At 68.4% G+C, this 25,371-nt stretch carries 23 protein-coding genes; 5 read left to right on the top strand and 18 right to left on the bottom strand.

Annotated features, from left to right (window positions below):
* Both LI92_RS10865 and LI92_RS10860 read right to left on the bottom strand, forming a co-directional pair.
* A partial coding sequence (locus LI92_RS10865) for a GlsB/YeaQ/YmgE family stress response membrane protein (protein WP_046318744.1) occupies positions 1-245 on the bottom strand: 245 nt, incomplete at its 3' end.
* Between the two features lie 219 nt (positions 246-464).
* Positions 465-1,421, bottom strand: a complete 957-nt coding sequence (locus LI92_RS10860; protein ID WP_046318741.1) for an oxygenase MpaB family protein — start codon at positions 1,419-1,421, stop codon at positions 465-467.
* A 154-nt stretch (positions 1,422-1,575) separates the two neighbouring features.
* Between LI92_RS10860 and LI92_RS10855 the strand changes: the two genes are divergently transcribed.
* On the top strand, positions 1,576-2,142 hold the full coding sequence (locus tag LI92_RS10855; protein WP_046318736.1) for a TetR/AcrR family transcriptional regulator: 567 nt from the start codon (positions 1,576-1,578) through the stop codon (positions 2,140-2,142).
* A 1-nt stretch (position 2,143) separates the two neighbouring features.
* Here LI92_RS10855 and LI92_RS10850 read toward each other — a convergent pair whose 3' ends face one another.
* Positions 2,144-3,244, bottom strand: coding sequence for a ferritin-like domain-containing protein (locus LI92_RS10850; protein WP_046318735.1), 1,101 nt, complete (start codon positions 3,242-3,244; stop codon positions 2,144-2,146).
* Positions 3,245-3,598: 354 nt separating this feature from the next.
* Here LI92_RS10850 and LI92_RS10845 point away from each other — a divergent pair, with 354 nt between their 5' ends.
* Positions 3,599-3,823: a hypothetical protein gene (locus tag LI92_RS10845; protein WP_152665420.1), complete on the top strand. Its 225-nt coding sequence runs from the start codon at positions 3,599-3,601 to the stop codon at positions 3,821-3,823.
* A 143-nt stretch (positions 3,824-3,966) separates the two neighbouring features.
* Here the strand turns inward: LI92_RS10845 and LI92_RS10840 are convergent, their stop codons facing one another.
* From LI92_RS10840 to LI92_RS10790, 11 genes are all read right to left on the bottom strand, one after another.
* Entirely contained in the window at positions 3,967-5,469 is a 1,503-nt protein-coding gene (locus tag LI92_RS10840; protein ID WP_046318732.1) for an adenylate/guanylate cyclase domain-containing protein, read from the bottom strand.
* Between the two features lie 55 nt (positions 5,470-5,524).
* A complete protein-coding gene (groL, locus tag LI92_RS10835; protein WP_046318730.1) occupies positions 5,525-7,144 on the bottom strand; it encodes a chaperonin GroEL in 1,620 nt (539 codons plus the stop codon).
* 90 nt (positions 7,145-7,234) lie between these two features.
* Positions 7,235-7,537 (bottom strand): co-chaperone GroES, encoded by a 303-nt coding sequence (groES, locus tag LI92_RS10830; protein ID WP_046189113.1) that lies wholly within the window; start codon positions 7,535-7,537, stop codon positions 7,235-7,237.
* 196 nt (positions 7,538-7,733) lie between these two features.
* Positions 7,734-8,768, bottom strand: coding sequence for a tRNA (adenosine(37)-N6)-threonylcarbamoyltransferase complex transferase subunit TsaD (gene tsaD, locus LI92_RS10825; protein ID WP_046318728.1), 1,035 nt, complete (start codon positions 8,766-8,768; stop codon positions 7,734-7,736).
* Positions 8,765-9,862 carry a bifunctional tRNA (adenosine(37)-N6)-threonylcarbamoyltransferase complex dimerization subunit type 1 TsaB/ribosomal protein alanine acetyltransferase RimI gene (locus LI92_RS10820; RefSeq protein ID WP_046318726.1) on the bottom strand — a complete coding sequence of 366 codons (1,098 nt, stop codon included), beginning with the start codon at positions 9,860-9,862 and terminating at the stop codon, positions 8,765-8,767. Before LI92_RS10820 ends, tsaD begins: the two co-directional genes overlap by 4 nt.
* On the bottom strand, positions 9,859-10,320 hold the full coding sequence (gene tsaE / locus LI92_RS10815) for a tRNA (adenosine(37)-N6)-threonylcarbamoyltransferase complex ATPase subunit type 1 TsaE (RefSeq protein ID WP_046318725.1): 462 nt from the start codon (positions 10,318-10,320) through the stop codon (positions 9,859-9,861). Before tsaE ends, LI92_RS10820 begins: the two co-directional genes overlap by 4 nt.
* Complete coding sequence (locus tag LI92_RS10810) at positions 10,313-11,416, bottom strand: alpha/beta fold hydrolase (protein WP_046318723.1); 1,104 nt, start codon at positions 11,414-11,416, stop codon at positions 10,313-10,315. The genes tsaE and LI92_RS10810 overlap by 8 nt, the downstream gene beginning before the upstream one ends.
* Positions 11,406-12,560, bottom strand: coding sequence for an alanine racemase (gene alr, locus LI92_RS10805; RefSeq protein WP_046318721.1), 1,155 nt, complete (start codon positions 12,558-12,560; stop codon positions 11,406-11,408). Before alr ends, LI92_RS10810 begins: the two co-directional genes overlap by 11 nt.
* Positions 12,561-12,646: 86 nt before the next feature.
* Positions 12,647-14,035, bottom strand: a complete 1,389-nt coding sequence (gad, locus tag LI92_RS10800; RefSeq protein ID WP_046318720.1) for a glutamate decarboxylase — start codon at positions 14,033-14,035, stop codon at positions 12,647-12,649.
* 10 nt (positions 14,036-14,045) lie between these two features.
* A complete protein-coding gene (locus LI92_RS10795) occupies positions 14,046-15,467 on the bottom strand; it encodes an NAD(P)H-hydrate dehydratase (RefSeq protein ID WP_046318719.1) in 1,422 nt (473 codons plus the stop codon).
* A 42-nt stretch (positions 15,468-15,509) separates the two neighbouring features.
* The gene (locus LI92_RS10790) at positions 15,510-16,154 is read right to left on the bottom strand and encodes a rhomboid-like protein (protein ID WP_046318718.1); all 645 of its coding nucleotides are present in this window, start codon (positions 16,152-16,154) and stop codon (positions 15,510-15,512) included.
* Between the two features lie 114 nt (positions 16,155-16,268).
* Between LI92_RS10790 and LI92_RS10785 the strand changes: the two genes are divergently transcribed.
* The gene (locus LI92_RS10785; protein WP_046318717.1) at positions 16,269-17,180 is read left to right on the top strand and encodes a sensor domain-containing protein; all 912 of its coding nucleotides are present in this window, start codon (positions 16,269-16,271) and stop codon (positions 17,178-17,180) included.
* 94 nt (positions 17,181-17,274) lie between these two features.
* The gene (locus LI92_RS10780) at positions 17,275-19,209 is read left to right on the top strand and encodes a flavin-containing monooxygenase (RefSeq protein ID WP_046318739.1); all 1,935 of its coding nucleotides are present in this window, start codon (positions 17,275-17,277) and stop codon (positions 19,207-19,209) included.
* Positions 19,210-19,242: 33 nt separating this feature from the next.
* Here LI92_RS10780 and LI92_RS10775 read toward each other — a convergent pair whose 3' ends face one another.
* The 4 genes from LI92_RS10775 to gjpA all read right to left on the bottom strand — a co-directional run bounded on the left by LI92_RS10775 (position 19,243) and on the right by gjpA (position 23,960).
* Positions 19,243-20,094, bottom strand: coding sequence for a DUF4436 domain-containing protein (locus tag LI92_RS10775; protein WP_046318737.1), 852 nt, complete (start codon positions 20,092-20,094; stop codon positions 19,243-19,245).
* Between the two features lie 203 nt (positions 20,095-20,297).
* Positions 20,298-20,822: a cupredoxin domain-containing protein gene (locus LI92_RS10770; RefSeq protein ID WP_046318715.1), complete on the bottom strand. Its 525-nt coding sequence runs from the start codon at positions 20,820-20,822 to the stop codon at positions 20,298-20,300.
* Positions 20,823-20,866: 44 nt separating this feature from the next.
* Positions 20,867-22,735, bottom strand: a complete 1,869-nt coding sequence (glmS, locus tag LI92_RS10765) for a glutamine--fructose-6-phosphate transaminase (isomerizing) (RefSeq protein WP_046318713.1) — start codon at positions 22,733-22,735, stop codon at positions 20,867-20,869.
* A gap of 115 nt (positions 22,736-22,850) precedes the next feature.
* Positions 22,851-23,960, bottom strand: coding sequence for an outer membrane porin GjpA (gene gjpA / locus LI92_RS10760; protein ID WP_046318712.1), 1,110 nt, complete (start codon positions 23,958-23,960; stop codon positions 22,851-22,853).
* 282 nt (positions 23,961-24,242) lie between these two features.
* Here gjpA and LI92_RS10755 point away from each other — a divergent pair.
* A partial coding sequence (locus LI92_RS10755) for an AMP-binding protein (RefSeq protein WP_046318710.1) occupies positions 24,243-25,371 on the top strand: 1,129 nt, incomplete at its 3' end.

The following is a 25,371-nucleotide window of genomic DNA, read 5'->3' as shown; positions in this document are numbered from 1 at the left end:
ACCGCGGTGAACAAGGTGAACCACCAGCCGCCGCTCGCGGTGTCGACGACGAAGCTGAGCAGGAATCCCCCGATCAGGGCTCCGACGACACCCACGACCACATCGGTGAGCAGGCCATACTTGGTTTTCATCACGATGCCCGCGATCCAGCCGGCAATAGCGCCGATCACGATATAGCCGATCCACCCCACACTGGTCAACGTTGTGGAACGTGCCAGGAATTCGGTGGCCGCCATTGCGTCCATGGTGATCTCCTTTTCAACACCCTGAGCGCCGCCGTCGTCGGCGCCGCGGTGGATTGATACCCCATTTCGTCGGCGGCTAATCACCGGTCACATGAGTGTGTCCGGGCGGGCCAAAAAATGAATTGATAGTCAATGCAATGCATTCGCCGCCCCGGGTGCGGCGTTAACAAAGATGTGCCGCGGGAGCTGTCCGCGACGTCTTGAGCGGTGTTCGCGGAGTTACTCGGCGGCCTCGGGCAGGCGGTAGGCGAAGGACTTCTCCTGGCGCTGCTTCATCTTCTCCAGGCACTGGTGGTGTTTGCGGGCGTGATAGGCCAGGGGGAAGTAGGTGAGCCGGTCGGGCAGCACGCGGTAGGCGATCCGAATGACGGTGTAGATACGGGTGAGTTTGCGCTCTTCTGCCGGGCTCCAGCCGACACCGAGCTTCACGCGCAGCCGTGGGTCCAGCAGCCCGACCACCGACAGGTAGTTGAACCGCATCACGGGCCGCAGTGCGGTCCGAATCAGCGGCGCCATCAATTTCGGCACCGTCGGGGGCAGCTGGGTGGTACCGGCCTGCAGGTCGGCGAGCAGGCGCAGCGCCTCGGGCGTACCGCGCAATGTGTCGACCATGCGCTCGAAGTAATCGGCCATTTCCCGCTGCGACTCGGGGTAACCCTGCATTGGCACGTGTAGCAGCCGGGCCAACCTGCGGTTGTCGCGCAGCAGTTCATCCTTTTCGGCGTCGGTGAACTCGCGGCCGATCAATAAGCGGCCCGCCTGGGCGTTGATGATGTAAGCGGTGGCGATCACCCACTGATAGGCCTGCGGGTTCAAGGCGCTGATCTGCTTGCCGGTTTCGGCGCTTTTCATGGTGATCGGCTTGTGCAGCGCCCGGACCCGGTCCCCTTCGGCCCTGGCCTCCGTTCCGCCGTAGGTCCAGCGCAACACCGAGTCGAGCGACCGGATCGCCCGGCCGGCCGAATCGCCGTGGAAGGCCGCCGAATAGCGGCCGGTGACCTCGGCGATGATCGGATGCATGGCCTGCATCATGAACGCCGCGCCCTCCAGGATCAGGTAGGTCCAGCGACCGGTGTGCTCGGCGGCCAGCGAATCCGGCGGAACCAGCTCGATCTCCGCGCACTCCTCGAGCTCGGCGGCCGGCCGGTCGGCCTGGAGATCGGGCGTGGAGGTCATCGGCATCCCCTGTCATCCCTGTCGTCGAAGTGCTGGCGCGCCGACGCTAATGTGTACATACGGTCGCATACAAGTCGCGTTAGGAACTTTGGTGAACCCAAGTAATCCCAGTTCAAAGCGTCGCAAATCGCCGCAGCAGGCGCGCTCCCGTGAGATGGTCGCAAAAATAGTGGCGTCGGCGACCGCCCTGCTGCACCGTCTTCCGCCCGAGGAGATCACCACCAACCTGATCGCCGAGACGGCCGATATCAGCAAGGGCTCGATCTACCAGTACTTCGCGAACAAGGAGCAGATCATCGATGCCGCGGTGGAGCGGCTGGCCGCCGAACAGGCGCCCGCGATCGAGGGCATGCTCCGGGCGATCACCCTGGACCGGCCGGCCGCGGCGATGGAGGCGTCGATCGACATCCTCATCGACTACACGATCGCCAACCGCCGACTGATCCGCTATCTGGCCCAGCGGCCCGACAACCTGCGGGCCTTCGGGAACGTCTCCGGGCTCAACGCCACCCTGCTGGCGATGACCACCCTGCACATGAGCCACTACCGCAGCCAGTACCGCGGCGAACTGAGCCCGAGCGCGCTGGCCTGGTTGTTCTTCAACATGGCCGTGGCGACCACAATGCGCTACATCGAGTCCGACGACCCCATCTCGCTCGACGAGCTGCGCGCCGGCCTGAAGTTCGCCTCGACCGGCCTGCTGGCCAGTTCAGGACACTAAGTCAGCCGCCGCCCGCGGCGATCACCTCGTTGACCTCGACAGCGCGCTCGGCCATTTCGGCATGCACCCTGTCGAGGGATTCGGCCTGGTCCTCGTCGGCCTTCATCAGCGCGTCGATGTCGAATCCGGCCATGTCGAGCACACCCATGTCCCGGAAAGCCGTGCGCACCTTGGGTCCCCACAACCCGATGTCCTTGACGATCGGCACGATCCGGCTGAACAGATGTGAGCGGAACTGGATCATCAGCGGCGACGCGTCGACCCACTCGGCGCACTCCTTGACGTTCAAGCCCAGGGTTTCGAACACCTCTTCACCTCGGAACCGGTCGCGCATCAGATAGCACGCGTCCACCACGAACTCTTCGCGCTCGTCGCGTTCTGCCTCGGTGAGAGCAGAGTAGTAGTCCTTCAAGGAGATTCGACCGAATGCGACGTGTCTTGCCTCATCCTGCATGACGTAGGCCAATATCTGCTTGGCCAGCGAACCCTCCGCCGAGACGTCACGCAGCACGCCGAACGCGGCCAGCGCAAGCCCCTCGATGAGGACTTGCATGCCCAGATAGGGCATGTCCCACCGTGAATCACGCAACGTGTCCTCCAGCAGGGCGGTCAGGTGCGTGTTGATCGGGTAGACCATCTCGGCCTTGTCCTGCAGGAACCGGGAGAAGGCCTCGACGTGCCGGGCCTCGTCCATGGTTTGGGTGGCCGCGTAGAACTTCGCATCCAAGTCCGGAACGACCTCGACGATCTTGGCCGCGCACACCATCGCGCCCTGCTCGCCGTGCAGAAACTGCGAGAACTGCCAGGACTGATGGTGCTGACGCATCTCGGCGCGACGCGCCTCGTCCGCGGCGTCCCACATCGGGCTGCCGAACAGCGGATGGAAGTCGTCAGGCAACCCGAGCGGATTCATCGGGTCGACGTCTTGGTTCCAGTCGATGCGCGACTGGGCGTCCCACTGCTTGTCCTTGCCCTTTTGGTACAGCGACAGGAGCCGCGACCGCCCCTCGTCGTATTCCCACGTGAAACAGGCGTCGCCGGCACTGGCGACCTGCCATGAGTACGGTTCGGGCACCGTCGTGTACTTATCCCTGGTGGTCATGAGCCTGCCGCCTTCAGCCAGTGGTCTTGTGACGGATATCACACTGCGCCTCGCCGGGGCGGGCGTCAAGGCACGCGTCGGCGGACCGTCGTCGCAGTCACCGTCGGGGAGAAGATCCGCACCCCGCGCCGGTTGGCCCGATGGGATCAGAGCAGGTCAGCACTCGAGCAGAACACCGCCCGGCCCGACGAGGACCGGGGTTTTTGGTCCGAACCGTCCGATGCCGGTGGCCGAGACCGACGTGCTGTCGGTGCGGCCCGGTTTAATCCCCGCCGTAAGCAATGAAAACCGGCACGAAGGAGAACGGCAACTGATGGACCCCTGCAGCGGCAGACCGGCGACCCTGCCGTGAAGGTGGCCGCCATCCTCGCGGGGATCGGTATCGGCGTGGCGGTCTTCGTGCCGCCTGCTTGGGCAGGGCCGGGTTACGGATCCGACTGCATCATGCCGTCGGTGCGGCAGTGTCGGCTGGTGCCCGACGGCGACGGCCCGCACTTAGTCGAGCAGTACTGCCCGGGTGCCGGGTGGATCGACGTGTTCGAACCCTGCCTCAGCCGATTCGGACCCTACGGGCGGTAGCTGTCCTGCAATGCGGCCGACTGTGCCCCGCCGGCCGGGATGATGTCGTGGACGCCTGCGCCGCCGGCCAGCTGGGCGGGCGCTTCTCGATATAGGCCGCGGCACCCTCAAGCGCACTCGGCTCATCATGTTGCGGGCCATCGTTACCCCGCCGGGTCGAGTCCGAAGATCTGCACCTCGGCTGACTTACCCTTCAGGGCATGCAATCCCCGGTCGGCGAGTCCGTTCGGTCGGGGATCCAGGGCGTCCACGGTCTCGTGGGTGAGGAGGATCGCGTCACCGGTGGTCTTGGTGAGCTGCTCGACGCGGGCGGCGACGTTGACGGTGTCACCGATCACCGCGAACTCGAGATGCGCTCCCCCACCGATGGTTCCGGCGATCACCTTGCCGGTGTTGATCCCGATGCCGATCCGAAGCTCACCGCCGAACCGCTCAGCCACCAGGCGGTGAATCAGCACCGCCGCGGCCACCGCGGCATCAGCGTGATTCGCGAGATCGTCGGGGGCGCCGAACACGGCCAGCGCCCCGTCGCCGAGGAACTTGTTGACGTGCCCCCCGGCATCGACCACGGCGGGAACCACGATCTCGAACAGGGCATTGAGCCGGGCGACAGTGTCCTCAGCCGTGTTGGCCTCGGCGAACGGGGTGAAGTCGCGGATGTCGACGAACATCACGGTCACCTCACGGCGCTCACCGGTGAAGACGTCGTCGCCCTGGTCGAGCAGCCGCGCCGCCAAGGCCGGGTCGACGTAGGTTCCGAACGCGGCCTGAAGGCGTTGCCGCTCCGTCAGACCCGCCTGCATACGGTTGAAGGACGCCGCCAGTGCGCCGAGATCGTCATCTTGCACCACCGGCAGGCGCTGGCTGAAATCACCGGCCGCAACACGCTGAGTTCCTGCGGCGAGATCGCGAATGGGTTGCAGGAGTGGCGAGTACGCGGCCCACAGCGACGGCCCGATGGCCAGGACCGATACACCACCGATCATCATGGCGAGGGCAGGACCATACCTTGCCACGTCTAACACGGCTCCCAGAATCGCGCCCTCGACGGCAAACGCGAACCCCGCCGCCAGCATGGCCACATTGGTCCACGTGGCGAACGCCGGGCGAGAGCGAGCCAGGGAATCACCGATCTCCGCATCCGAGACGATCGCGGCCCTGGCGGGCCGCAGGATTGATTCGACGTAGCTGTGCACGGTGACCAGCTGGCCGGCAGTTCCGACGACGGCACCCAGAATCGCGTACTGGATGAGCCGCGACCCGCTCGCTCCGGCAATCATCCCGACACCGGCGAACAGAGCCGCCACCCAAACACAGGTGACGACCATCCCCCGCACAATCAATTTCCGGCCATACCGGTAGGTGGCGCGCAGTGCGCTCTCTCGATCAACGTCGTCACCAGCGGCCCACCGCTCAATGAGGCGGGAATCCCTGCCGCCGGGAGCAACCAGCACATAGAGGTACGAGAGCACCGCGGCCACGGTCAGGGCGGCCGCCGCGGCGTAGCGATCAGACCTCTCGAAAGCAACAATGCACAACGACCAGGCGACATAGACCGGGAGCGCCAGGGGGAGAGTGAGCGCCCAGCCTGCCCACGAGTACCGCGACGCGTACCGATCCCACGCCCACTGCCAGATGCGATCCATACCAAATAACGAAACACCCCCGGCGATGAGCCGGGGGTGTTTCGTCTCGAACTACCTAGTGCGCGTGCCCGTGACCGTGTCCGGCATGCGGATCGGCCTCGACGGGCTTGTCCACCACCGCGGTCTCGGTGGTCAGCACCATCCGGGCCACCGACGCGGCGTTGAGCACCGCCGAGCGGGTCACCTTGACGGGGTCGATGACACCGTCGGCGACCAGGTCACCGTAGGACAGCGTGGCGGCGTTGAAGCCCTGCCCTGCCGGCAACTCGGCGACCTTGCCGGTCACCACCGCCCCGTCGACACCGGCGTTGGTGGCGATCCAGTACAGCGGCGCGGTCAGCGCTGCGGCGAACACCTCGACGCCGAGCTTCTCGTCGCCGCTAAGTGAGGACGCCAGCTCCGACAGCGCCGCACGGGCCTGGACCAGTGCCACGCCGCCGCCGGTGACGATGCCCTCCTCGACCGCGGCCTTGGCCGCCGCCACCGCGTCTTCGACCCGGTGCTTGCGCTCTTTGAGCGCGGTCTCGGTCGCCGCACCCACCTTGATCACGGCGACGCCACCGGCCAGTTTGGCCAGCCGCTCCTGCAGCTTCTCCCGGTCCCAGTCGGAATCGGTCGCCTCGATCTCGGCGCGCAGCTGCTTGACCCGCCCGGCGATGGCCTCAGCAGTCCCGGCCCCGTCGACGATCACGGTGTCGTCCTTGCTGACCACCACCCGGCGTGCCTTGCCCAGCACATCCAGGCCGGAGTCGCGCAAGGTCAGGCCCACGTCGGGGTTGATCACCTGCGCACCGGTGACGATGGCCAGGTCCTCCAGGAACGCCTTGCGCCGGTCGCCGAAGTAGGGCGCCTTGACCGCAACGGCCTTGAGCGTCTTGCGGATCGCGTTGACCACCAGGGTCGACAGCGGCTCGCCCTCGACGTCTTCGGCGATGATCAGCAGCGGCTTGCCGGCCTCGGCGACCTTTTCCAGCAGCGGCAGCAGGTCCGGCAGCGAGCTGATCTTGTCGCGGTGCAGCAGGATCAGCGCGTCCTCCAGCACGGCCTCCTGCGCGTCGAAGTCGGTGACGAAATACGCCGACAGGAAGCCCTTGTCGAAGCCGACGCCGTCGGTGATCTCCAGCTCGGTCAACAGCGTCGAGGATTCCTCCACGCTGACCACGCCGTCGCTGCCCACCTTGGTCATCGCCTCGCCGACCAGCTCACCGATCTCCTCGTCGCGCGAGGACACGTTGGCCACCTGCGCGATCGACTCCTTGCCCGAGACCGGGGTGGCGGCGGCCAGCAGTGCCTGCGAGACCGCGTCGGCGGCCTTGGCGATGCCGGAGCCCAGCGCAATCGGGTTGGCGCCGGCCGCGACGTTGCGCAGGCCGCCGGAGATGATGGCCTGGGCCAGCACCGTGGCGGTGGTGGTGCCGTCGCCGGCCACGTCGTTGGTCTTGGTGGCGACCGACTTGACCAGCTGCGCGCCGAGGTTCTCGAACGGGTCTTCCAGGTCGACGTCCCGGGCCACGGTGACGCCGTCCATGGTCACCGTCGGGCCGCCGAAGGACTTGGCCAGCACCACGGTGCGTCCTCGCGGGCCCAGCGTCACCCGGACGGCGTCGGCGAGCTTGTTCACGCCGGCTTCCATCGCCCGGCGCGCGGCCTCGTTGAACTCAATCTGCTTGCTCATAGGTGTTGCGCCCTTTTCTCTACGCGTGCCGCCCCGGACATCACCCGTATTACGGGGATCTCCGGGGCGGGCACGGTGGTTGCTTCGTGGCTACTTGCTTACGACGGCCAGCACGTCACGCGCGGACAGGATCAGGTACTCCTGGCCGCCGTACTTGATCTCGGTGCCGCCGTACTTGCTGTACACGACGACGTCGCCCTCGGCGACGTCCAGCGGGATCCGCTTGCTGCCGCTCTCGTCCCACCGGCCGGGACCGACGGCGACGACGGTGCCCTCCTGCGGCTTCTCCTTGGCAGTGTCCGGAATGACCAGACCGGAAGCGGTCGTGGTCTCGGCCTCGTTGGCCTGAACGAGGATCTTGTCCTCGAGTGGCTTGATGTTCACGCTCGCCACGATTGGAGCCCTCCACATTGTCTGGATGCGACCCGGCATACGCCGAGCCCATCGGAACGTACTTACTTAAGGTGTTCGGCATTCGGGCCAGCCCTCGCGTCGTCGTCGCGGGTGCCGAGCGAGAAACCGACCGACTGCCACCTAGCACTCTATACATGAGAGTGCTAGCACTCAAGGAGACCCCGCTGCGAATCGATCAGCGGATCTGGCCCGCCACCACCGGCAGGCCGGGATTGGTCGCCACATCCAGCGGCGACGGCGCCGCTCCGGCGGCGATCAGGTGCGCGGCGAACGACGCGATCATCGCCCCGTTGTCTGTGCACAACCGCAACGGCGGGATCCGCAGCGTCAACCCGGCCGCCGCACAGCGCTGCTCGGCCAGCTCGCGCAGCCGGGAATTGGCGGCCACTCCGCCGGCGATCAGCAGGGTTCCCACGCCCACGTCGGTGGCCGCGCGCACCGCCTTGGCGGTCAGTACGTCGGCAACCGATTCCTGGAATCCGGCCGCCACATCGGCCGGCGAGAACGCCGGATCGGTGGCGTTCTTCTCGATGTAGCGCGCCACCGCCGTCTTGAGCCCCGAGAAGCTGAACACATAGGGAGCGTCGCGGGGGCCGGTCATCCCGCGCGGGAACCACACCGCCTCGCGGGCACCGGTGCGAGCCAGCTCGTCCAGGGCCCGCCCGCCCGGATAGCCGAGCCCGAGCAGTCTGGCCACCTTGTCGTAGGCCTCCCCCGCTGCGTCGTCGACGGTGCTGCCCAGCTCGGTGATCGGCTCGCCCAGCGACCGCACGTGCAACAGGTGGGTATGACCGCCGGAGACCAGCAGGCTCACGCACTCCGGTAGGGGGCCGTGCGCGTAGACGTCGGCGGCCAGGTGACCGCCCAGGTGGTTGACGGCGTAGAACGGGACTCCCCAGGCCGCCGCGTACGCCTTGGCGGCGGCGGCGCCCACCAGCAGCGCACCCGCCAGCCCCGGGCCGATGGTGGCCGCGACCACGTCGGGCCTGGCCACCCCCGCTGTCACCAGCGCCCGCCGCATGGTGGGGCCCAGTGCCTCCAGATGTGCCCGCGAGGCGATCTCGGGCACCACCCCGCCGAACCGGGCGTGCTCGGCGACGCTGGAGGCCACCTCGTCGGCCAACAGCGTCACCGTGCCGTCGGAGTTCAGCCGGGTGATCCCGACACCTGTTTCGTCGCAGGAGGATTCGATGGCCAGCACTATCGTCACGAGATCGCTCCCCGGCTCATCGTGTAGGCGTCGGCTCCGTTGCGGTAGTAGCGCTTGCGGATTCCGGTCTGGGCGAATCCGACGTCGCGGTACAGCGCGATGGCCGCAGCGTTGTCGGTTCGGACCTCCAGGTGCACGGTGCCGCCGTCGGCGTACTCCAGCAGGTCGGCGAGCAGCCGGCGGCCGATGCCGCGCCCCTGATGCGCCTTGTCCACACCGATGGTGTGCACCTCGTACTCGAACGGCGGGGTGCGTCCCAGGCGCGCGATTCCGGCGTAGCCCACCAGTGCGTCACCGATCCGGGCGGCGACGTAGTGATGGTCGCGGGTTCCGATCGCCCGGAGGAACGCCTCCGCCGGCCACGGGTCGTCCCCGCCGAACAGTTGGGCCTCCAACTCGGCGCAGCGCATCGCATCGCCGCCCGTCAAGGGTCCCAGTGTCACCGGCGGTTCGGCGAGGCTCGCCGCAGGCGATGCGCCGACCGACGGCTTGGCGTCTGGGCGGCGCAGGTACAGCGGCACCAGCGAGTCCGGAGGACTCTCCCAATCCCCTACCGCGGCAACCAGTCCCGCAGGACTCGGGTAGGCGATGTCCAGGGTCGGCAGACCGAACAGACCGGCGTGCGCGGGCGAGCCGGCGACCGCAACCGCATCGGCGGGATCGACGTCGGCGGGGGCGCACACGTCCGGCCCGGCCACCCGGATGCCGTCGCGATAGCGGGCCCAGTAGACCTCCCGGCGACGCGCATCGGTGACCACCAGCGCGCTGGAGCCGGTGCGCACCCCCATCGCGTCCAGGCTGCACACGCCGTACACCGGGATCGCCAGCGCGTGACCGTAGGCCGCAGCGCTCGCCATCCCGACCCGCAAGCCGGTGAACGGCCCGGGCCCGCAGCCCACCACGACCGCGGCCAGGTCGGCCATTCCCAGACCGGCGTCGGCCAGTGCGGCCAGCACGTTGGGGGTGAGCCGTTCGGCATGGGCGCGGGCGTCTACCGTGACCCGCTCGGCCAGCATCGTGCACCGGTCGGTCGCCACCAGGCCCGCGGTCACGGCCGGGGTGGAGGTGTCGATGGTCAGAATCGCTGAGCTCACGCCTGGTACCACCGCCACGTCGCCGTGCGCGTCTCGGAGTCCGCCGCACGGTCCAGCCGGATGTCGAGGTGCCGATCGGAGAGCCGCTCGGCCAGACCCTCGCCCCACTCCACCACCACCACGGCGTCGTCGAGTTCGGTGTCGAGGTCCAAGGAGTCCAGCTGTGCCGGCAGGTCCAGGCCCGTCTCGTCGAGCAGGCGGTACAGGTCGACGTGAATCATCGCCGGGTTGCCCGGCCGACGGGCCCGATGCTCGCGGGCCAGCACGAACGTCGGCGAGGTGACCGGGCCGTCGACGTCGAGTGCTGCCGCGATTCCCTTGGCCAGCACGGTTTTTCCAGCACCCAGCGGGCCGGACAGCACCACCACGTCACCGGCGCGCAGCGCAGCGCCCAGCCGTGCCCCCAGCGCGACGGTGTCCTCAGGCGTGGCCAGGGTGGCCTCCTGCCGCTCAGCCACTGCGGCCCGACCTGCGGCGCAGCCGGCGGCTCAGCATGACACGGCGCGGGGTGGCCCGCTCCACCAGTCGCACCAGCGCCTCATCGATGACATCGGGTTCCTCCAGCTGCACCAGATGCCCGGCTCCGGGCACGATCACCAGCTCACAATCCCACAGGGTGGCCGCCATCGCCCGCGAGTACCCCGCCGGGGTGAGCAGGTCACGATCGCCACAGGCGACCAGGGTCGGGATCTTGGCCAGCGTCGCCAGCGCGGCACTCTCGTCGTGCACCTCCAGGGCGTGCAGAAAGCCGACCATGGTGGCAACCGGGGTGGCATGCATCATCTCCTCGGAGTACGCCACCACACTCGGGCTGATCCGATCGGTGCCATAAGAGGCGGCCCGCAGGATCGGCGCGATCACCCTGCGGGCCGCACCGCGACCGCGCTGCACCAGTTTCGGCGCATACCGCACACTGAACTGCACGGCCTCCAACGCCGGATTGCGCAGGATCTCGCCTACCGGAGACCGGGAAACCCCCTTGGCGGCTGAGGCGATCAACGCCGCGCCGACGATCCGGTTGCCGTAGCGCTGCGGAAACTGCCGCGCGTGCGCCAACACCGTCATGCCGCCCATCGAGTGCCCGACCAGCACCACCGGGCCGCGCGGCACGGTCGCGGCCAGCACCGCCTCCAGGTCCTGGCCCAGCCGCGGCACGGTGTAGGTCTCCGGTGGCGCATCGGCGGAATCGCCGTGGCCGCGCTGGTCGTAGAAGACCATGCGCACCTGATCGCCCCACTCGGCGGCCAGTCGGGCCCGCTGAAAGTGGAAGGACCCCATCCGCAGACAGAATCCGTGCGCGAACACCACCGTCAACGGCGCGTTGCGCGGCCCGACGTCACGCACCGCCAGTTCGACGCCGTCGTCGGTGACCACCACCGAACTGTGGTCTTGGCCCAGGACTGCGAAGTCCTCGGCGGCGTAGGCGTCCTCGGCGGTGGTACGTCGGGTCACCGACCGGACGATGGTGCTCCCGGCGATGGTGCCGACGGCCGCCAGTCCTGCCATCCCCGCCAGCCAGCCGCTTGCCCGGGCGCCGTTGCGCTTAGCGGACATCAGCGCCCCGATACGTCCTGACGACCCGCCCGCGCGGGCTGTTGACCACCTCGTAGTGAATGCTGCCCAGCGCATCGGCCCAGTCCTGGGCCAGCGGCTCGCCGTGCGCCCCGGAACCGAAGAGGATGACCTCGTCGCCTTCCCGCACGTCGACGGGGCCGGGCCCCAGGTCGACGACGAACTGATCCATGCACACCCGGCCCACGCTGCGCCGGCGCCTGCCGTTGATCAGAACGTCGAATCGCCCGCTCAGCGGACGAAACACCCCGTCGGCATAGCCCATGGGCACCAGCGCCAGGGTGGTGTCGGCCGGGGCGATCCAGGTCTGACCGTAGGAGACGGCTTCCCCGGCCTTGATCGGGCGGACCAGGACCACCGTCGACTTGAGGGTCATCGCCGGAATCAAGCCCATGTCACCGCGCTCGGGGATCGGACTCAGGCCGTAAACGGCTATTCCCGGCCGCACCATGTCGTAAGCCAGATCGGGGCGGGTCATCGCGGCAGCCGAATTCGCCAGATGCGCGACCGGGAAGGTCAGGCCGTGCTCGTCGCCGATGCGCAGCAGCTCGGAAAACCTTTGGGCCTGAATATCGTTGAGCGGGCTCGCGGCCTCGTCGGCGCAGGCCAGATGCGACATCAGGCCGCGTACCCGGATGGCGTCCTCGGCAACGGCTCGCCGAAGTGCGCTCACCAGCGTCTCGAAGTCGGCCAGCCCCACCCCGTTGCGGTTCATGCCGGTGTCCGCCTTGACGGTGACCGTCGCGGTGCGCCCGGTGGCCGCCACCGCCTCGAGCAGCTCGTCGAGCTGGCGCGCCGAGGAGACGGCGATCTGAACATCGGCGGCCAGCGCGGGAGCGAAGTCGGTGTGCGGTCCGTGCAGCCAGGCCAGTACCGGTGCGTCGATACCGGCCGCGCGTAACGTCAGGGCCTCGTCGACGGTGGCGACCCCGAGCTCGGCGGCCCCCGCGGCCAGCGCCGCGCGCGCCACCTGGGCCGCACCATGGCCGTAGGCGTCGGCCTTGACCACAGCCATCAGCGCGGCGGGGCCGGCGTGCTCGGCGAGCACCCGCACGTTGTGGGCGATGGCGTCCAGGTCCACCAGCGCTTCGGCGAGCAGACCCGACGTTCGGGATACGGCAGTCATGTCAGCCTCGATTGTCCCAGAACCGGCCGGGTACCCCCTGCCCCGCGCCCGGCAGCGGGCACCGGCCCCATGCCGGTTCCGGCAGATCAGTGCGCAAAATGCTGCTGATCGTCGTAATGTCCCGCAGGTTTGATGCGGTCCAGCGCGGCCACCGACTTCGCGATGTCGTCGAACAGTGCCCGGGCAAGATCGGCGGACAGGCCCTCCCGGACCACCACCCGCAGCACCGTGACGTCCTCGGCACCCTCGGGCATGGTGTAGGCCGGAACCTGCCAGCCGAAGGTCCGCAACTCGTGGGAGACGTCGAACTCGGTGTAACCGCGGTCACCGGCCAGCCGGAAACTCACCACCGGGATCGCCGAGCCGTCGCTGATCACCTCGAAATGTTCGCTGGCGGCCAGCCGGTGCGACAGCCAGCGCGCGGTGTCGGACAACGTCCGCATCACCTCGGTGTAACCGGCCCGGCCCAGCCGCAGGAAGTTGTAGTACTGGCCGACGACCTGGTTTCCGGGCCGGGAGAAGTTGAGCGTGAACGTCGGCATGTCCCCGCCCAGGTAGTTGACCCGAAACACCAGCTCCTCGGGCAGATGTTCGGCGGCCCGCCACACCACGAAGCCGATGCCGGGATAGGTCAGTCCGTACTTGTGGCCGCTGACGTTGATCGACACCACCCGCGGCAACCGGAAGTCCCATTTGAGGGTCGGGTGCAGGAACGGCACGACGAACCCGCCGCTGGCCGCGTCCACGTGCACCGGTACGTCGGGCCCACCGCCGGCGGCCAGGGCGTCCAGCGCCGCGCAGATCTGCTCGACGGGTTCGAGCTCACCGGTGTAGGTGGTGCCCAGAATGGCCACCACCCCGATGGTGTCCTCGTCGACGGCGTCGACCACCTGCTCTGGGGTGATCACATAGCGGTCCTGCGCCATCGGCAGGTAGCGCGGCTCGACGTCGAAGTAGCGGCAGAATTTCTCCCACACCACCTGGACGTTGGCGCCCATCACCAGGTTCGGAGTGCGGTTGCGCCAGCCGTCTTTGGTCTTCTGGCGCCAACGCCACTTCAGCGCCAACCCGCCCAGCATGACCGCCTCGCTGGACCCGACGGTGGACACCCCGATCGCACTGGCGGGATCGTCGTCGCGCAGGTCCTCGGCGTGGAACAGATCGGCGACCATCGACACGCAGCGCTGTTCGATGGCCGCCGTCGCGGGGTATTCGTCCTTGTCGATCATGTTCTTGTCGAACGACTCCGCCATCAGCCGCGACGCCTCGGGGTCCATCCAGGTGGTGACGAAGGTGGCCAGATTGAGCCGGGAACTGCCGTCGAGCATCAGCTCGTCGTGGATGAACCGGTAGGCGGCCTCGGCGTCCATCGGGTCGTCGGGCAGTCGCAGCGCCGGGATCGGTGCGGTGAACATGCGGCCGGTGTAGGCCGGCGAGACGGAGTGTGCCGGCACGGACGGGTGGGAATGGGTCACTGCTACTCCTCTATAGCTGGGCCAGGGCGGTGCGGATGTGGGCCAGGATGCGCGACGCCGACGTCGGGGTGTCGCCGGGTCCGGGGTCGGCGGCCGACGCCGCCGCGGCACGGGTGTGCACGAACGCGGCGGCCGCGGCGGCCTCGGCGGCGGGCAGTCCGGAGGCCAGCAGCGCGCCGATCATCCCGGACAGCACGTCACCGGAGCCGGCGGTGGCGGCCCAGGAGGCGCCGGCCGGGTTGAGGTAGACCGGCCCGGACGGGTCGGCGATGACGGTGACGTTGCCCTTGAGCAGCACGGTGGCGCCGAACCGGTTCGCCAGTTCGGCGGCCGCGCCGACCCGGTCCGGGCCGGGCGGATGCCCTGCCAGCCGGGCGTATTCGCCGGCGTGCGGAGTCAGCACGGTAGGGGCGCGGCGGTCGGCCACCAGGTGCGGGTGGGCCGCGAGGATGGTCAGCGCATCGGCGTCGACGATCACCGGCAGATCGGAGCCGAGCGCGAACCACAGTGCGGCAGCGGCCTGTTCGCCGGTGCCCAGTCCGGGGCCGACCGCCCAGGCCTGCACCCGGCCCGCGGCCGCCGGACTGGGCGCCGCGACCACCTCGGGCCAGTGTGAAACCACTTGGGCAGCAGCACTTCCGGCGTAGCGGACCATTCCGGAGGTGGCCGCCACGGCCGCCCCGGAGCACAGGATCGCCGCGCCCGGGTAGGTCGCCGAGCCGGCCAAGATGCCGGTGACACCCTGGGTGTACTTGTCGTCGCGAGGTCCCGGCGCCGGCCAGATCCGCTCGACGTCGGCGGCGGTCAACCCGTGCACGTCGGCAGCGGGAAGATCCAGGCCGATATCGACGAGGTCGACCCTTCCGCACTGCCCCAGGGCATGCACCGGCTTGAGACCGCCGAAGGTGACGGTGAGCGCGGCGTGCACGGCGGGACCGTCGGCCGCACCGGGGTGTGGGTCCAGGCCGCTGGGGATGTCGACGGCCACCACCGGAATGTTCGCCCGCTCGACCGCGGCGAAGACCTCGGCGGCGTGCGGTCGCAACGGGCCCCGCCCGGAGATGCCGACCACGCCGTCGATCACCAGGTCCGTCGCGGGCGGTACGCGGTCGACGATCTGGCCGCCGGCACGACGAAACGCCCTGAGTCCCTTGGCGTGGGCGCGCTCCGGTTCCAGCAGGACGGCGGTGGCCGCCGCGCCGCGCCGGCGCAGCAGAGTCGCCCCCCACAGCGCATCGCCGCCGTTGTCGCCGGACCCCACCACCGCACACAGACTGCGCCCGGCCACCCCGCCGGTGCGCGCCGTCAGCTCCCGGGCGATGGCGGTGGCCAGGCCGAATGCGGCCCGCCGCATCAGCACCCCGTCGGGCAGGCTCGCCAACAGCGGCGCCTCCGCGGCGCGAATGGCCTCGACGCTGTAATAGTCCCGCATGCCGGCCTCCTCGCCCTCCTCGCGATTGTCGCGACTGTCACGCTAGTGGCCGCCGGCGGAGCTCGGGTGATGTCGCAGCGGATGGTGCAGGGTCAGCGGATAGCAGGCCAACCCGATGAGCAGGGCGGCGGCATGGCCGATCGCGGTGAAATTCGGGTTGATGATCAGGGGAACGGCGAAGATGACGGCCAGCGCGGCCAGATAGGCCCAGCGCCACGGCGGGCGGATGCGGTAGGTGAGCACCGCCATGACGCCCACCAGGAAATAGCTGACGCCGATGTCACGGGCGTAGGTCAGCCGCTCGGACTCCCGGTGCAGATGGATCAACACATACAGCGCACCCTCGCTGACGTAGGTGGCTCCGACGTGGGAGATCAACCCGACCATCAGCCAGCGCAGGTGCCCCAGCCAGTGTTCGGCCGGCGCCAGGAACAGACTGAAAAGCACCAGATACGGCGACCAGTCCTTGCCGTCGATCCACAGCAGACTCGAGACCAGCACCTCCAGCGGATCGGTGGCCAGGTGATGCAGGTTGGTGGACTGCTCGACGAGCATGGTGCGCAGGTTCGGGCCCACCAGGTGCTGGATGGCGGTGGTGACCCCCAGCGCCGCCAACCACAGATAGGTCAGCGGCGCCGTGTGCACGAAGTGCCACACCGCGGCCAGCCGCGTTCTGAGGTTCGCCACGGCGTACAGCGTCGCACGATCAAGCCGGGACGAGGCCGCCCGACCGCTGATAACCTCACCTTCACAATCGGGCCATCCACCGGCGGTCGGCCCCGAGCGGATGTGGGGGCATCTATGAGCGAACCGCACGGTCCGTCACCCGACCCGTACCGCCAGGACCCGTATGCGCCGATGAACCGGCCCTTTCCGCCGCCCGGCGGGGGTCCTTTCCCGCCGCCGCTGCTGCCGCCGGGCCTCGGGATGCCGCCGCCGCCACGGCGCCCCGGACGTGCCGCCGTGCTGGTCGCCACGGCCTGCGTGATCGCAGTGATCGGCGTGGGGCTCGCCGTCGTGCTGTCCGGACGCGATCGGCACCACACGGCCAAACCCACTCCGAAGACGCCGACCGCCACCTCGACCGCGGCCGCGGCATCCCCGGACCGGCCGCCGGTGCCGGTCGCCAAGATCGAGGGACTGCTCCCTCGCCAGGAGGTTCTCGCCGCGGCTGTGGCCGACCCCGATCTGGGTCTCGTGGTGAGCGGGGACGCGATGGATGACATCACCGTGGTGGACGCCGACTGTCAGGGAATCAGCTCGGTGGCCTCCGGGCCGGTGTACGCGGGCTCCGGCTGGACCGCGATCCGCTGGCAGCGCTGGTACAGCCCGGCCGACATCGACACCCACGACCTCAAGCACGGCGTGCTGGTGTCGGTGGCCACCTTTCCGCGGGCCGAGAACGCCCGCGCCTTCTACACCAAGCAGAGCGAGAAGTGGAAGCGGTGCGCCGGCCGGACCCTCAACATGACCGTCACCAACGGCGCTGATGAGCAGCCGGTGTTCTGGACCATCACCGAGGTCACCGAGTCCGGCGAGGTGATCAGGACGACCGCGATCAGTGAGGGCGGCGGCGGGTGGTCGTGCCAGGACGCCCTGACCGTTCGCAACAACGTGATCGCCCAGGCCGACGTCTGCGGCGACAGCATCCCGGCCAACGCGGCGCAGGACATCCTGGGCGCGATCGCCCCGCAGGTCGACGCCGCCGGGTGAGCCGACCGCGCCATCCTTGATCAGCCCCTGCAGCTGCCGTATCGTCCGATTCGATTTCGCTTCCCCTGGTAGCGAATGCGAGGAAGGGGTGTCGGTGCGCAACCGCTACGCCGGGGAGCCGTTCACCACCAGCGACTCCGAAATCGCCGCCGCTCTCGAGCAGGTCTCGGTGCCCACCCTGTTGCTGTCGTGCGTGCACATCACCGGCGACCCCCGCTTCATCCGCGACTTCAAACAGAACGGGATCTTCCTCAACGAGATCCAGGGCTTCATGACCGATGAGGATAAAGCCCGCGCGCGCTCCGAGACGCTCGCGGCAATCATCGCCTACCGCGACAGCGGCTGTCCGCAGCCTGCGCCGCTGGCCGCCGAGTTGGTCAAGGAGATGATGGATTGGGCGGCGTGCGAGACGATCCCGGACACCTACCTGGGACTGCTGGGCGAAGAACTCGACCTCGACGGGACTGACCCGCGCCGTCCGGCCACGCTGGACCCGGCCCGCGCAGCGGAATTTCCGGTGGCGGTGATCGGCTGCGGTGAATCCGGAGCGCTGGCCGGAATCCGGCTGGCCCAGGCCGGCATCCCCTACACCGTCTTCGAGAAGAACGCCGGTCCGGGCGGAACATGGTGGGAGAACACCTATCCGGGCGCCCGGGTGGACGTCGCGAACCATTTCTACTGCTACAGCTTCGAACCCAACAACAACTGGGGACACTACTTCGCCGAGCAGCCGGAGCTACAGGCGTACTTCGCCGGTCTGGTGGCCAAGCACGGCCTGGGCGAACACGTTCGCTGGGGCACCGAGGTCACCGCCGCCGCCTGGGATGACGACAGCGGAACCTGGACGCTGACCACGCGGACCGGCGACGGATCGGTGTCCACCGTCTCCGCGCGGGCGGTGATCACCGCTGTCGGCCAGCTCAACCGGCCGCACTGGCCCGATCTCGACGGGGCGGACGGTTTCCGCGGGCCGGCGTTTCACTCCGCGGCCTGGGACCACAGCGTCGATCTGACCGGCAAACGGGTGGCGCTGATCGGGGCCGGGGCGAGCGGGTTCCAGATCGCGCCCGCGATCGCCGAAAAGGTGGCCCACCTCACGGTGTTTCAGCGGACCGCGCAGTGGATGTTCCCCAATCCGATGTATCACGACGCCGTCGACTGCGGGGTGCGCTGGGCGTTGGAGCCCCTGCCGTTCTACGGACGCTGGTACCGCTTTCTGCTGCTGTGGCCCGGGGCCGACAAGGGGTTGGAGGCTGCCCGGGTAGATCCGGACTATCCCGACCAGGCCTACGCGGTGAGCGAGCTCAACGCCCTGGCCCGCCAGATGTTCACCGCCTGGATCACCGCACAGGTGGGCGACGACGACGAGCTGCTGTCCAAGGTGCTGCCGGACTACCCCGCCACCGGCAAGCGCACCCTTCAGGACGACGGCACCTGGCTCAAGACCCTGCGCCGCGACAATGTCACGCTCACCCGGACTCCGATTCAGCGCATCACCCCCGGCGGGGTCCAGACCGAAGACGGTGCCCATCACGAGGCGGACGTCGTCATCTACGCCACCGGTTTTCGGCACACCGAGGTGCTGTGGCCGATGCGTGTCACCGGCCGCGACGGGGCCGATCTGCACACCCTGTGGGGCAGCAGACCGTATGCGCACCTTGGCATCACGGTGCCCGGCTTCCCGAATTTCTTTCTGCTCTACGGTCCCGGGGCGCACCTGGCACACGGCGGCAGTCTGATCTTCAACTCCGAGTTGCAGATGCATTACATCGACGCCTGCCTGTCCAAGATCGCCGGCGAGCGGCTGCACTGCATCGAGCCGACCGAGCGGGCGGCCGCCGAGTGGCACCGCGCCACCCAGGCCGCGATCGCCCAGACCGTGTGGGCGCATCCGGCGGTCAAACATTCCTACTTCAAGAACGCCGACGGTGAGATCCACACGGTGAGCCCGTGGCGGCTCGACGAGTACTGGGCGGCGGTGCGCGAGCCGGACTGGTCCCAGTTCGTCATCACGCACCGGCCGGGCTGAGCCGGGCGTCACGACGAGCGCGGCACCGCGCAGTTATCGACCGGCGGCCACGGGTGCCGGCGCGGCCGGAGTCGCGTCGGGGTTGAGATCACGCCACCAGCAATAGATGAACAGCAGCATCGACATCACCAGCGCCACGATCACCCACAGCGTGATCGTGACGTCGATCCAGGATCCGATCGGCGGCGCGTCGGGCAACGCATTGCGCAGCGGAACCACCGCGAAAAGCATGGCTGCGTACCACGTGGTCATCGGCGGCTGAAACTTTCGCCAGCCCAGGAACGTCAGCACCGCCACCACGACCGCGACCACGGCCAGAGCAACCAGGACGCCGACGATGACGGCGCCGAAGGCCACCGTGCTCGGAGACCGGTGCAGGGCCACCCGGTATGGGCCGGTGTCACGGTCGCTGGCGATCTCGTTCTTCCAGCCGGCGATGTGGTCGACAAACGTCACCGACATGCGTTCGGGCATCGTGGCATCCCCGCGCATGACATCGACGGTGATGGGTCCCGTCTTGTAATGGTCGAACGGCCATTTCGCCGAGTTACCGGAGATGGTCAACGGGACCGGGAACTCGCCGGGCACCGTCCCCTTGGTCCAGCTGCGCTTGGTCGGGGTGACCGCGGAGTGCACCGCGATGCTGAGGTCTTCGGTGAGTCCGTGGGTGTTCGGGTCGAGCAGCGACGGTCCCGGGGTGATGGTGACTTTGCCGGTCAGCGTGCCCTTTACGGTCTGCAGATCCTCGATGTCGATGATCACGGTGGTTCCGTCGGCGGACGCCAGTCCTTCGGTGAGATGACGCGGGCATCCGCACCCCGCGCGCTCGTACAGCGCCACCGTGACGACGTAGGAGGCGACGAAGAACACCGCCATGCCGATCATCAGCAGCAGCCTGGCCCGATTGACGTGCACAACCGAATTGCCGTTGGACAAAGCGGCTCCTCACTCGAAATGGTCAGGGGTCGAAGACGACGGCTGCATCGTCTCATCACCCCAACACGTCCCGCCACAGTTTTCGCCGCACCGGCCGACACCGGCCGACGGAGCGCACTACGTTTGCGAACCGGCCGGCAAACGCCGGCGTACTAGAAGACTTCGCTGTGCGGGGCGGCGATGACGAAGCCGTGGGTGACGGCGGGGTCGCCGGCCTTGGCGCCGCTCTCGCGTGCGGCCTTGAGCACGCAGGCCACCTCGGTGCCCAGTGGAGCCCCGCAGACCAGCGATTCGGTGGGCGAGAAATCCCAGAACACGATCTTGTGGCCGGGCGCCAGCATGATCGACGGAACCTTCTCCGGGTTTCCGAGCAGTCCCGCCGGTGCCATCGGCAGGAACTGCGCCGGGCCGTTGCCCTCGGCGTGAACCGTGCCAAGAGTCACACTGCGGGTCCCCGGCGGTGTCCCGACCAGATTTCCCGCACAGGCCACACTGTGCGTCACCTTGCCGCGGCTCTTGCGGCAGGCAAGGCCGGACACGGTGGTGAACGCCAAGTCCGGGATACCGGTGAGGTCGGTAACCGTGGCAGGAAGCGGACCGCTGTCGTCGAACAGCGGGTTCAGGTCGGGAACCTCATTGGCCGCAACGGCATTCGTCACCGGAGCGAACACCGTCATCGCGGCGCACGCCACTACCAACAATCGTCGCACTGCAACTCCCGCTACTCGACGGTGACCGATTTGGCCAGATTGCGCGGTTTGTCCACATCGTAGCCGCGGGCCTGCGCCACCCCGGCAGCGAAAACCTGCAGCGGGATGGTGGACAGCAGCGGCTGGTAAAGCGTTGACACCGCGGGGATCTCGATGAGGTGGTCGGCGTAGGGGCGCACCGTCTCGTCGCCCTCCTCGGCGATCACGATGGTGATGGCGCCGCGAGCCTGGATCTCCCGAATGTTGGAGAGCAGTTTGGAATGCAGCATTGCCGCGTTCTTGGGCGAGGGCATCACAATGATCACCGGCAGGTCGTCCTCGATCAGCGCGATCGGACCGTGCTTGAGCTCGCCGGCGGCGAAACCCTCGGCGTGCATGTAGGCCAATTCCTTGAGCTTGAGCGCGCCTTCGAGGGCCACCGGGTAACCGACGTGGCGCCCCAGAAACAGCACCGCGGGCGACCGGGCGAACTGCCGGGCCAGCTCGGCCACCGACTCGATGCCGTCCAGCACGTGCGACACCAGCTCGGGCATGGATTCCAGCTGCCGGTACTCGTGCTCGACCTCGTCGGGGTACTTGGTGCCCCGGGCCTGCGCCAGCGCCAGGCCGACCAGGTAGTTGGCGGTGATCTGCGCCAGGAACGTCTTGGTGGAGGCGACACCGATCTCCGGCCCGGCACGGGTGTAGAGCACCGCGTCGCACTCGCGCGGGATCTGCGAGCCGTTGGTGTTGCACACCGCGAGCACCTTGGCCTTCTGCTCCTTGGCGTGCCGTACCGCCTCCAAGGTGTCGGCCGTCTCGCCGGACTGGCTGATCGCCACCACCAGGGTGCTGCGGTCCAGCACCGGGTCGCGGTAGCGGAACTCACTGGCCAATTCGACCTCTACCGGCAGGCGGGTCCAGTGCTCGATCGCGTACTTGGCCAGCAGGCCGGAGTGGTAGGCGGTGCCGCAGGCCACCACGAACACCTTGTCGATCTCGCGCAGCTCCTGGTCGCTCAAGCGCTGCTCGTCGAGCACGATCCGGCCGTCCTCGAAGTGCCCCAGCAGGGTTTCGGCCACCGCGGTGGGTTGTTCGGCGATCTCCTTGAGCATGAAGTACTCATAGCCGCCCTTCTCGGCGGCCGACAGATCCCAGTCGATGTGGAAGTGGCGGGCGGCGGCAGTGTCATCGGTGCCGCGGAAGTCGGTGATGCGGTAGCCGTCGGCGGTGATGACCACCGCCTGGTCCTGGCCCAGCTCGACCGCGTCCCGGGTGAACGGGATGAACGCGGCCACATCTGAGCCCAGGAACATCTCGCCGTCACCGATGCCGACCACCAGCGGGGTGGACCGACGCGCGGCCACGATCGTTCCCGGATCGTCGGCATGGGCGAACACCACGGTGAAGTGGCCCTCAAGGCGGCGCAGCACCGCCAGGGCCGAGGCCACGAAGTCACCGGCGGTCTCGCCCTGCCGGTATGCCCGCGCCAGCAGGTGGACGGTCACCTCGCTGTCGGTCTCGCTGCTGAACTCGACGCCGGCACGTTCGAGCTCGTCGCGCAGCACGGCGAAGTTCTCGATGATGCCGTTGTGCACCACCGCGAACTCCCCCGCTGTGTCGCAATGCGGGTGGGCGTTCTGGTCGGTGGGCCGACCATGGGTGGCCCAGCGCGTGTGGCCCAGACCGGTGCCCCCGGCCAGCAGCGCCGGATCGGTGGCAGCCAGTTCGGCTTCCAGGTTGGCGAGCCGTCCGGCGCGCCGCCGGACGGTCAGCTGCCCCACGCCGTCGACGACGGCGATACCCGCGGAGTCGTAGCCGCGGTACTCCATCCGGCGCAGGGCCTCGACGACGACGTCACGAGCAGGCCGCTGCCCGACGTAGCCGACGATTCCGCACATAGCTGTTCAGGGTAGTGCACGGGCAGCGCCTGCCGAGCAATCGCGCTGGTCAGTGCCGTCGCGGCTGCATGCCCAAGCCGAGCGTGCAGGGACGATCCGCGCCGGGCGATCGCTGCTACGCACCGCCGAACAGGTCTGCCCACAGGTCGCCGAAGTCGAAGTCGGTAGCCACGCCGACATCCGGGACAACCTCCGGCGGAGGCCCGTCGAAGTCCAGCTCGCCGGAGAGCAGCAGCGCGAGCGCCTGCCCCAATCCGGCCAGCGCGCCCAAATACCCGACTCCCTGCCCCTGACCGAACGGCAGGTCGAGTTCGAGGGGATCGGTCACCGAAATGGTGATACCCAGCCCGTTGAGGATCGAGCCGCCACCGAAGACCGGCGGAGGAATTTCGGACCCGAGCAGAGCCTCAAAGTTGCCGCCGACCTCTCCCGGGGACAGCAGCCCGCCGAAGGTGAAGCTCAGTCCGGATATGTCCGCGCCCTCCGGCAGCAGGCCGGCTTCGCTGATCGTCGGGACCAGGAAGTCCAGGTTGAGCGTTGCGCCGTTGAGCCAGCCGTTGAACATGTTCGCCGGGATGTTGATCAGTTCCTGCAGCGCCGCCATCGCGTCCGGGTCCTCGCCGCCGAGATTGGCGCTGATGGCTTCGATGCTGTTGACCAGCTCCACCAACGGCGACAGGTACGGCCCCAGGGCGCCGATCAGCAGGCCAGACAGCGGCGAGGCCAGGACTTGGATGATCTCCGGGATCGGGTCGGGGATTGGCGGAATGAGCCCGGGAGCCAAGGCTTCCCCTTGGTTGGTGAGCAGGCCGTAGAGCAGGAAGTTGCCGAGGGCGAAGCCGGGATCCCCGATCCCGCCTTCGCCCGAGGGCAGACTGGTGGTGAATTGAGCAAGCGGGTTGAGGAAGCCCTTCTGGTCGCCGGCGAGGAACGTCAGCGCCGCGCCCAGCTGCTCCAAGTCCAGATTTTGCAGGTCGGCGTTCTCGAGCGCCTCACTTAGGGCACTGTTGGCGTCCTGCAACGCCTCCCGCAGGTCCGAGACGTTGGTCTGTGCGGTGCTGAACGCATCGCTCCACGCACCGGTGAAGTCCAGCCCGGCGGTCAGGGCGATATCGCCCACGCCGTGGACTTCGGGCAACGGCGCGACCACCGGGGTGACCGTGATCATGCCCGCGCCGACCACCGCGATTCCGGCGGTCACAAAGGGACGTAATACAGGATTCATGTGAGTACTCCTCACTGTCGAAGTGCCCTGCCACCTGAAAGCAACTGAGCTTGACGCTCACGTTAGTTATATTTTTGCTGTGATACAAGACACAAATCTGAGAGTTTTCCTGGCAGCTTGCTGTCAGAGTGCCCACAGTTGTGCTAACGCCCGTTGCCCTGACCGCCGGCCCCTTGCGGCCAACCCGGCTCTGCGGCGGCGGCGCAGCGGTTATGTTGAGCATCCGCGCCAGCCACCATCCGCGGCGCAGGTCGGCCGGGAACCGAAGGGTTAGGGGACGACATGCCACAGCACCCTGCGACCACCGCACGCACCCTCGTGGAACTGCTACGTCAGCAGGCAGACCGCTACCGGGACAAGGTCGCGTTCGTGTTCGACCCGGACGGCACAGCCGAACACGGCGCGCTCACCTATGCCGAACTCGACCGCAGCGCACGGGCGATCGCGGCGAGTCTGCAACAACAGGGCGCGGCGGGCCGTCGTGTGCTGGTCGTCTGCCGGCCGGGTCTGGACAGCGTCGCGGCCTACTTCGGCTGCCTGTATGCCGGCGCGGTTGCGGTGCCGGTGCAGGATCGGCTCGGGCGGTTGGCCCTGATCGCCCCCGATGCGCGGGCCGGTTACGCCCTTGCGGACTCCGCGACGCGCGACAAGCTCAGGGCGAAGGTCGACGGCATGACCAAGCGGCCGCCGCTGTGGCTGGCCCCCGACGACCCCGGTGCGGACCCGGACAGCTGGGTACCGCCCGACGTCGACGGCAACACCACCGCCACACTGCAATACACCTCGGGTTCCACCAGGGCGCCCAAGGGTGTCGTCCTGACGCACGGCAACCTGCTGGCGAACCTGGTTGCGATCCATGAGGCATGGGACGGCGACGACCAGAAGATCGCGGTGTGCTGGCTGCCGCAACACCACGACATGGGCTTGATCGGCGGCATCCTGCAGAGCGTGTTCGTCGGGGGCAAGACGGTGCTGATGTCGCCGGCGGGCTTCATCACCCGCCCGATGCGCTGGCTGGAAGCCATGTCCCGGTACCGCGCCACCACCGCCACCGCACCGAACTTCGCCTACCAACTCTGTGTCGAGCGCAGCTCCGCGCCAGAGCGCGCCGCCCTGGACCTGTCGCAGTGGTCGACGGCGATGAACGGCGCCGAACCGGTACAGGCCAGCACCCTGCGCGCCTTCGCCGAGGCATTCGCCCCGGCCGGATTCCGACCGGAGGCGTTCCTACCGGTGTACGGACTGGCCGAAGCCACCCTGCTCGTCTCGGGCGGATCGGACGCCGCCGCACCGGTCGTGCGCCATATCGACCGCACCGCACTGGGCGAGGACCGGGTCGTCGAGATCACCGCCGACGACCCGGTCCTCGCCCAGTGCGGTGCGGTCGATATGGCGCACGACCGGTGCGGCG

The organism is Mycobacterium sp. UM_Kg1 (genome assembly GCF_000972925.1).
Classification (GTDB): Bacteria; Actinomycetota; Actinomycetes; order Mycobacteriales; family Mycobacteriaceae; genus Mycobacterium; species Mycobacterium hiberniae.
Note: the sequence above shows the minus strand (reverse complement) of the source record. Positions and strands in the feature narration are given on the sequence as shown.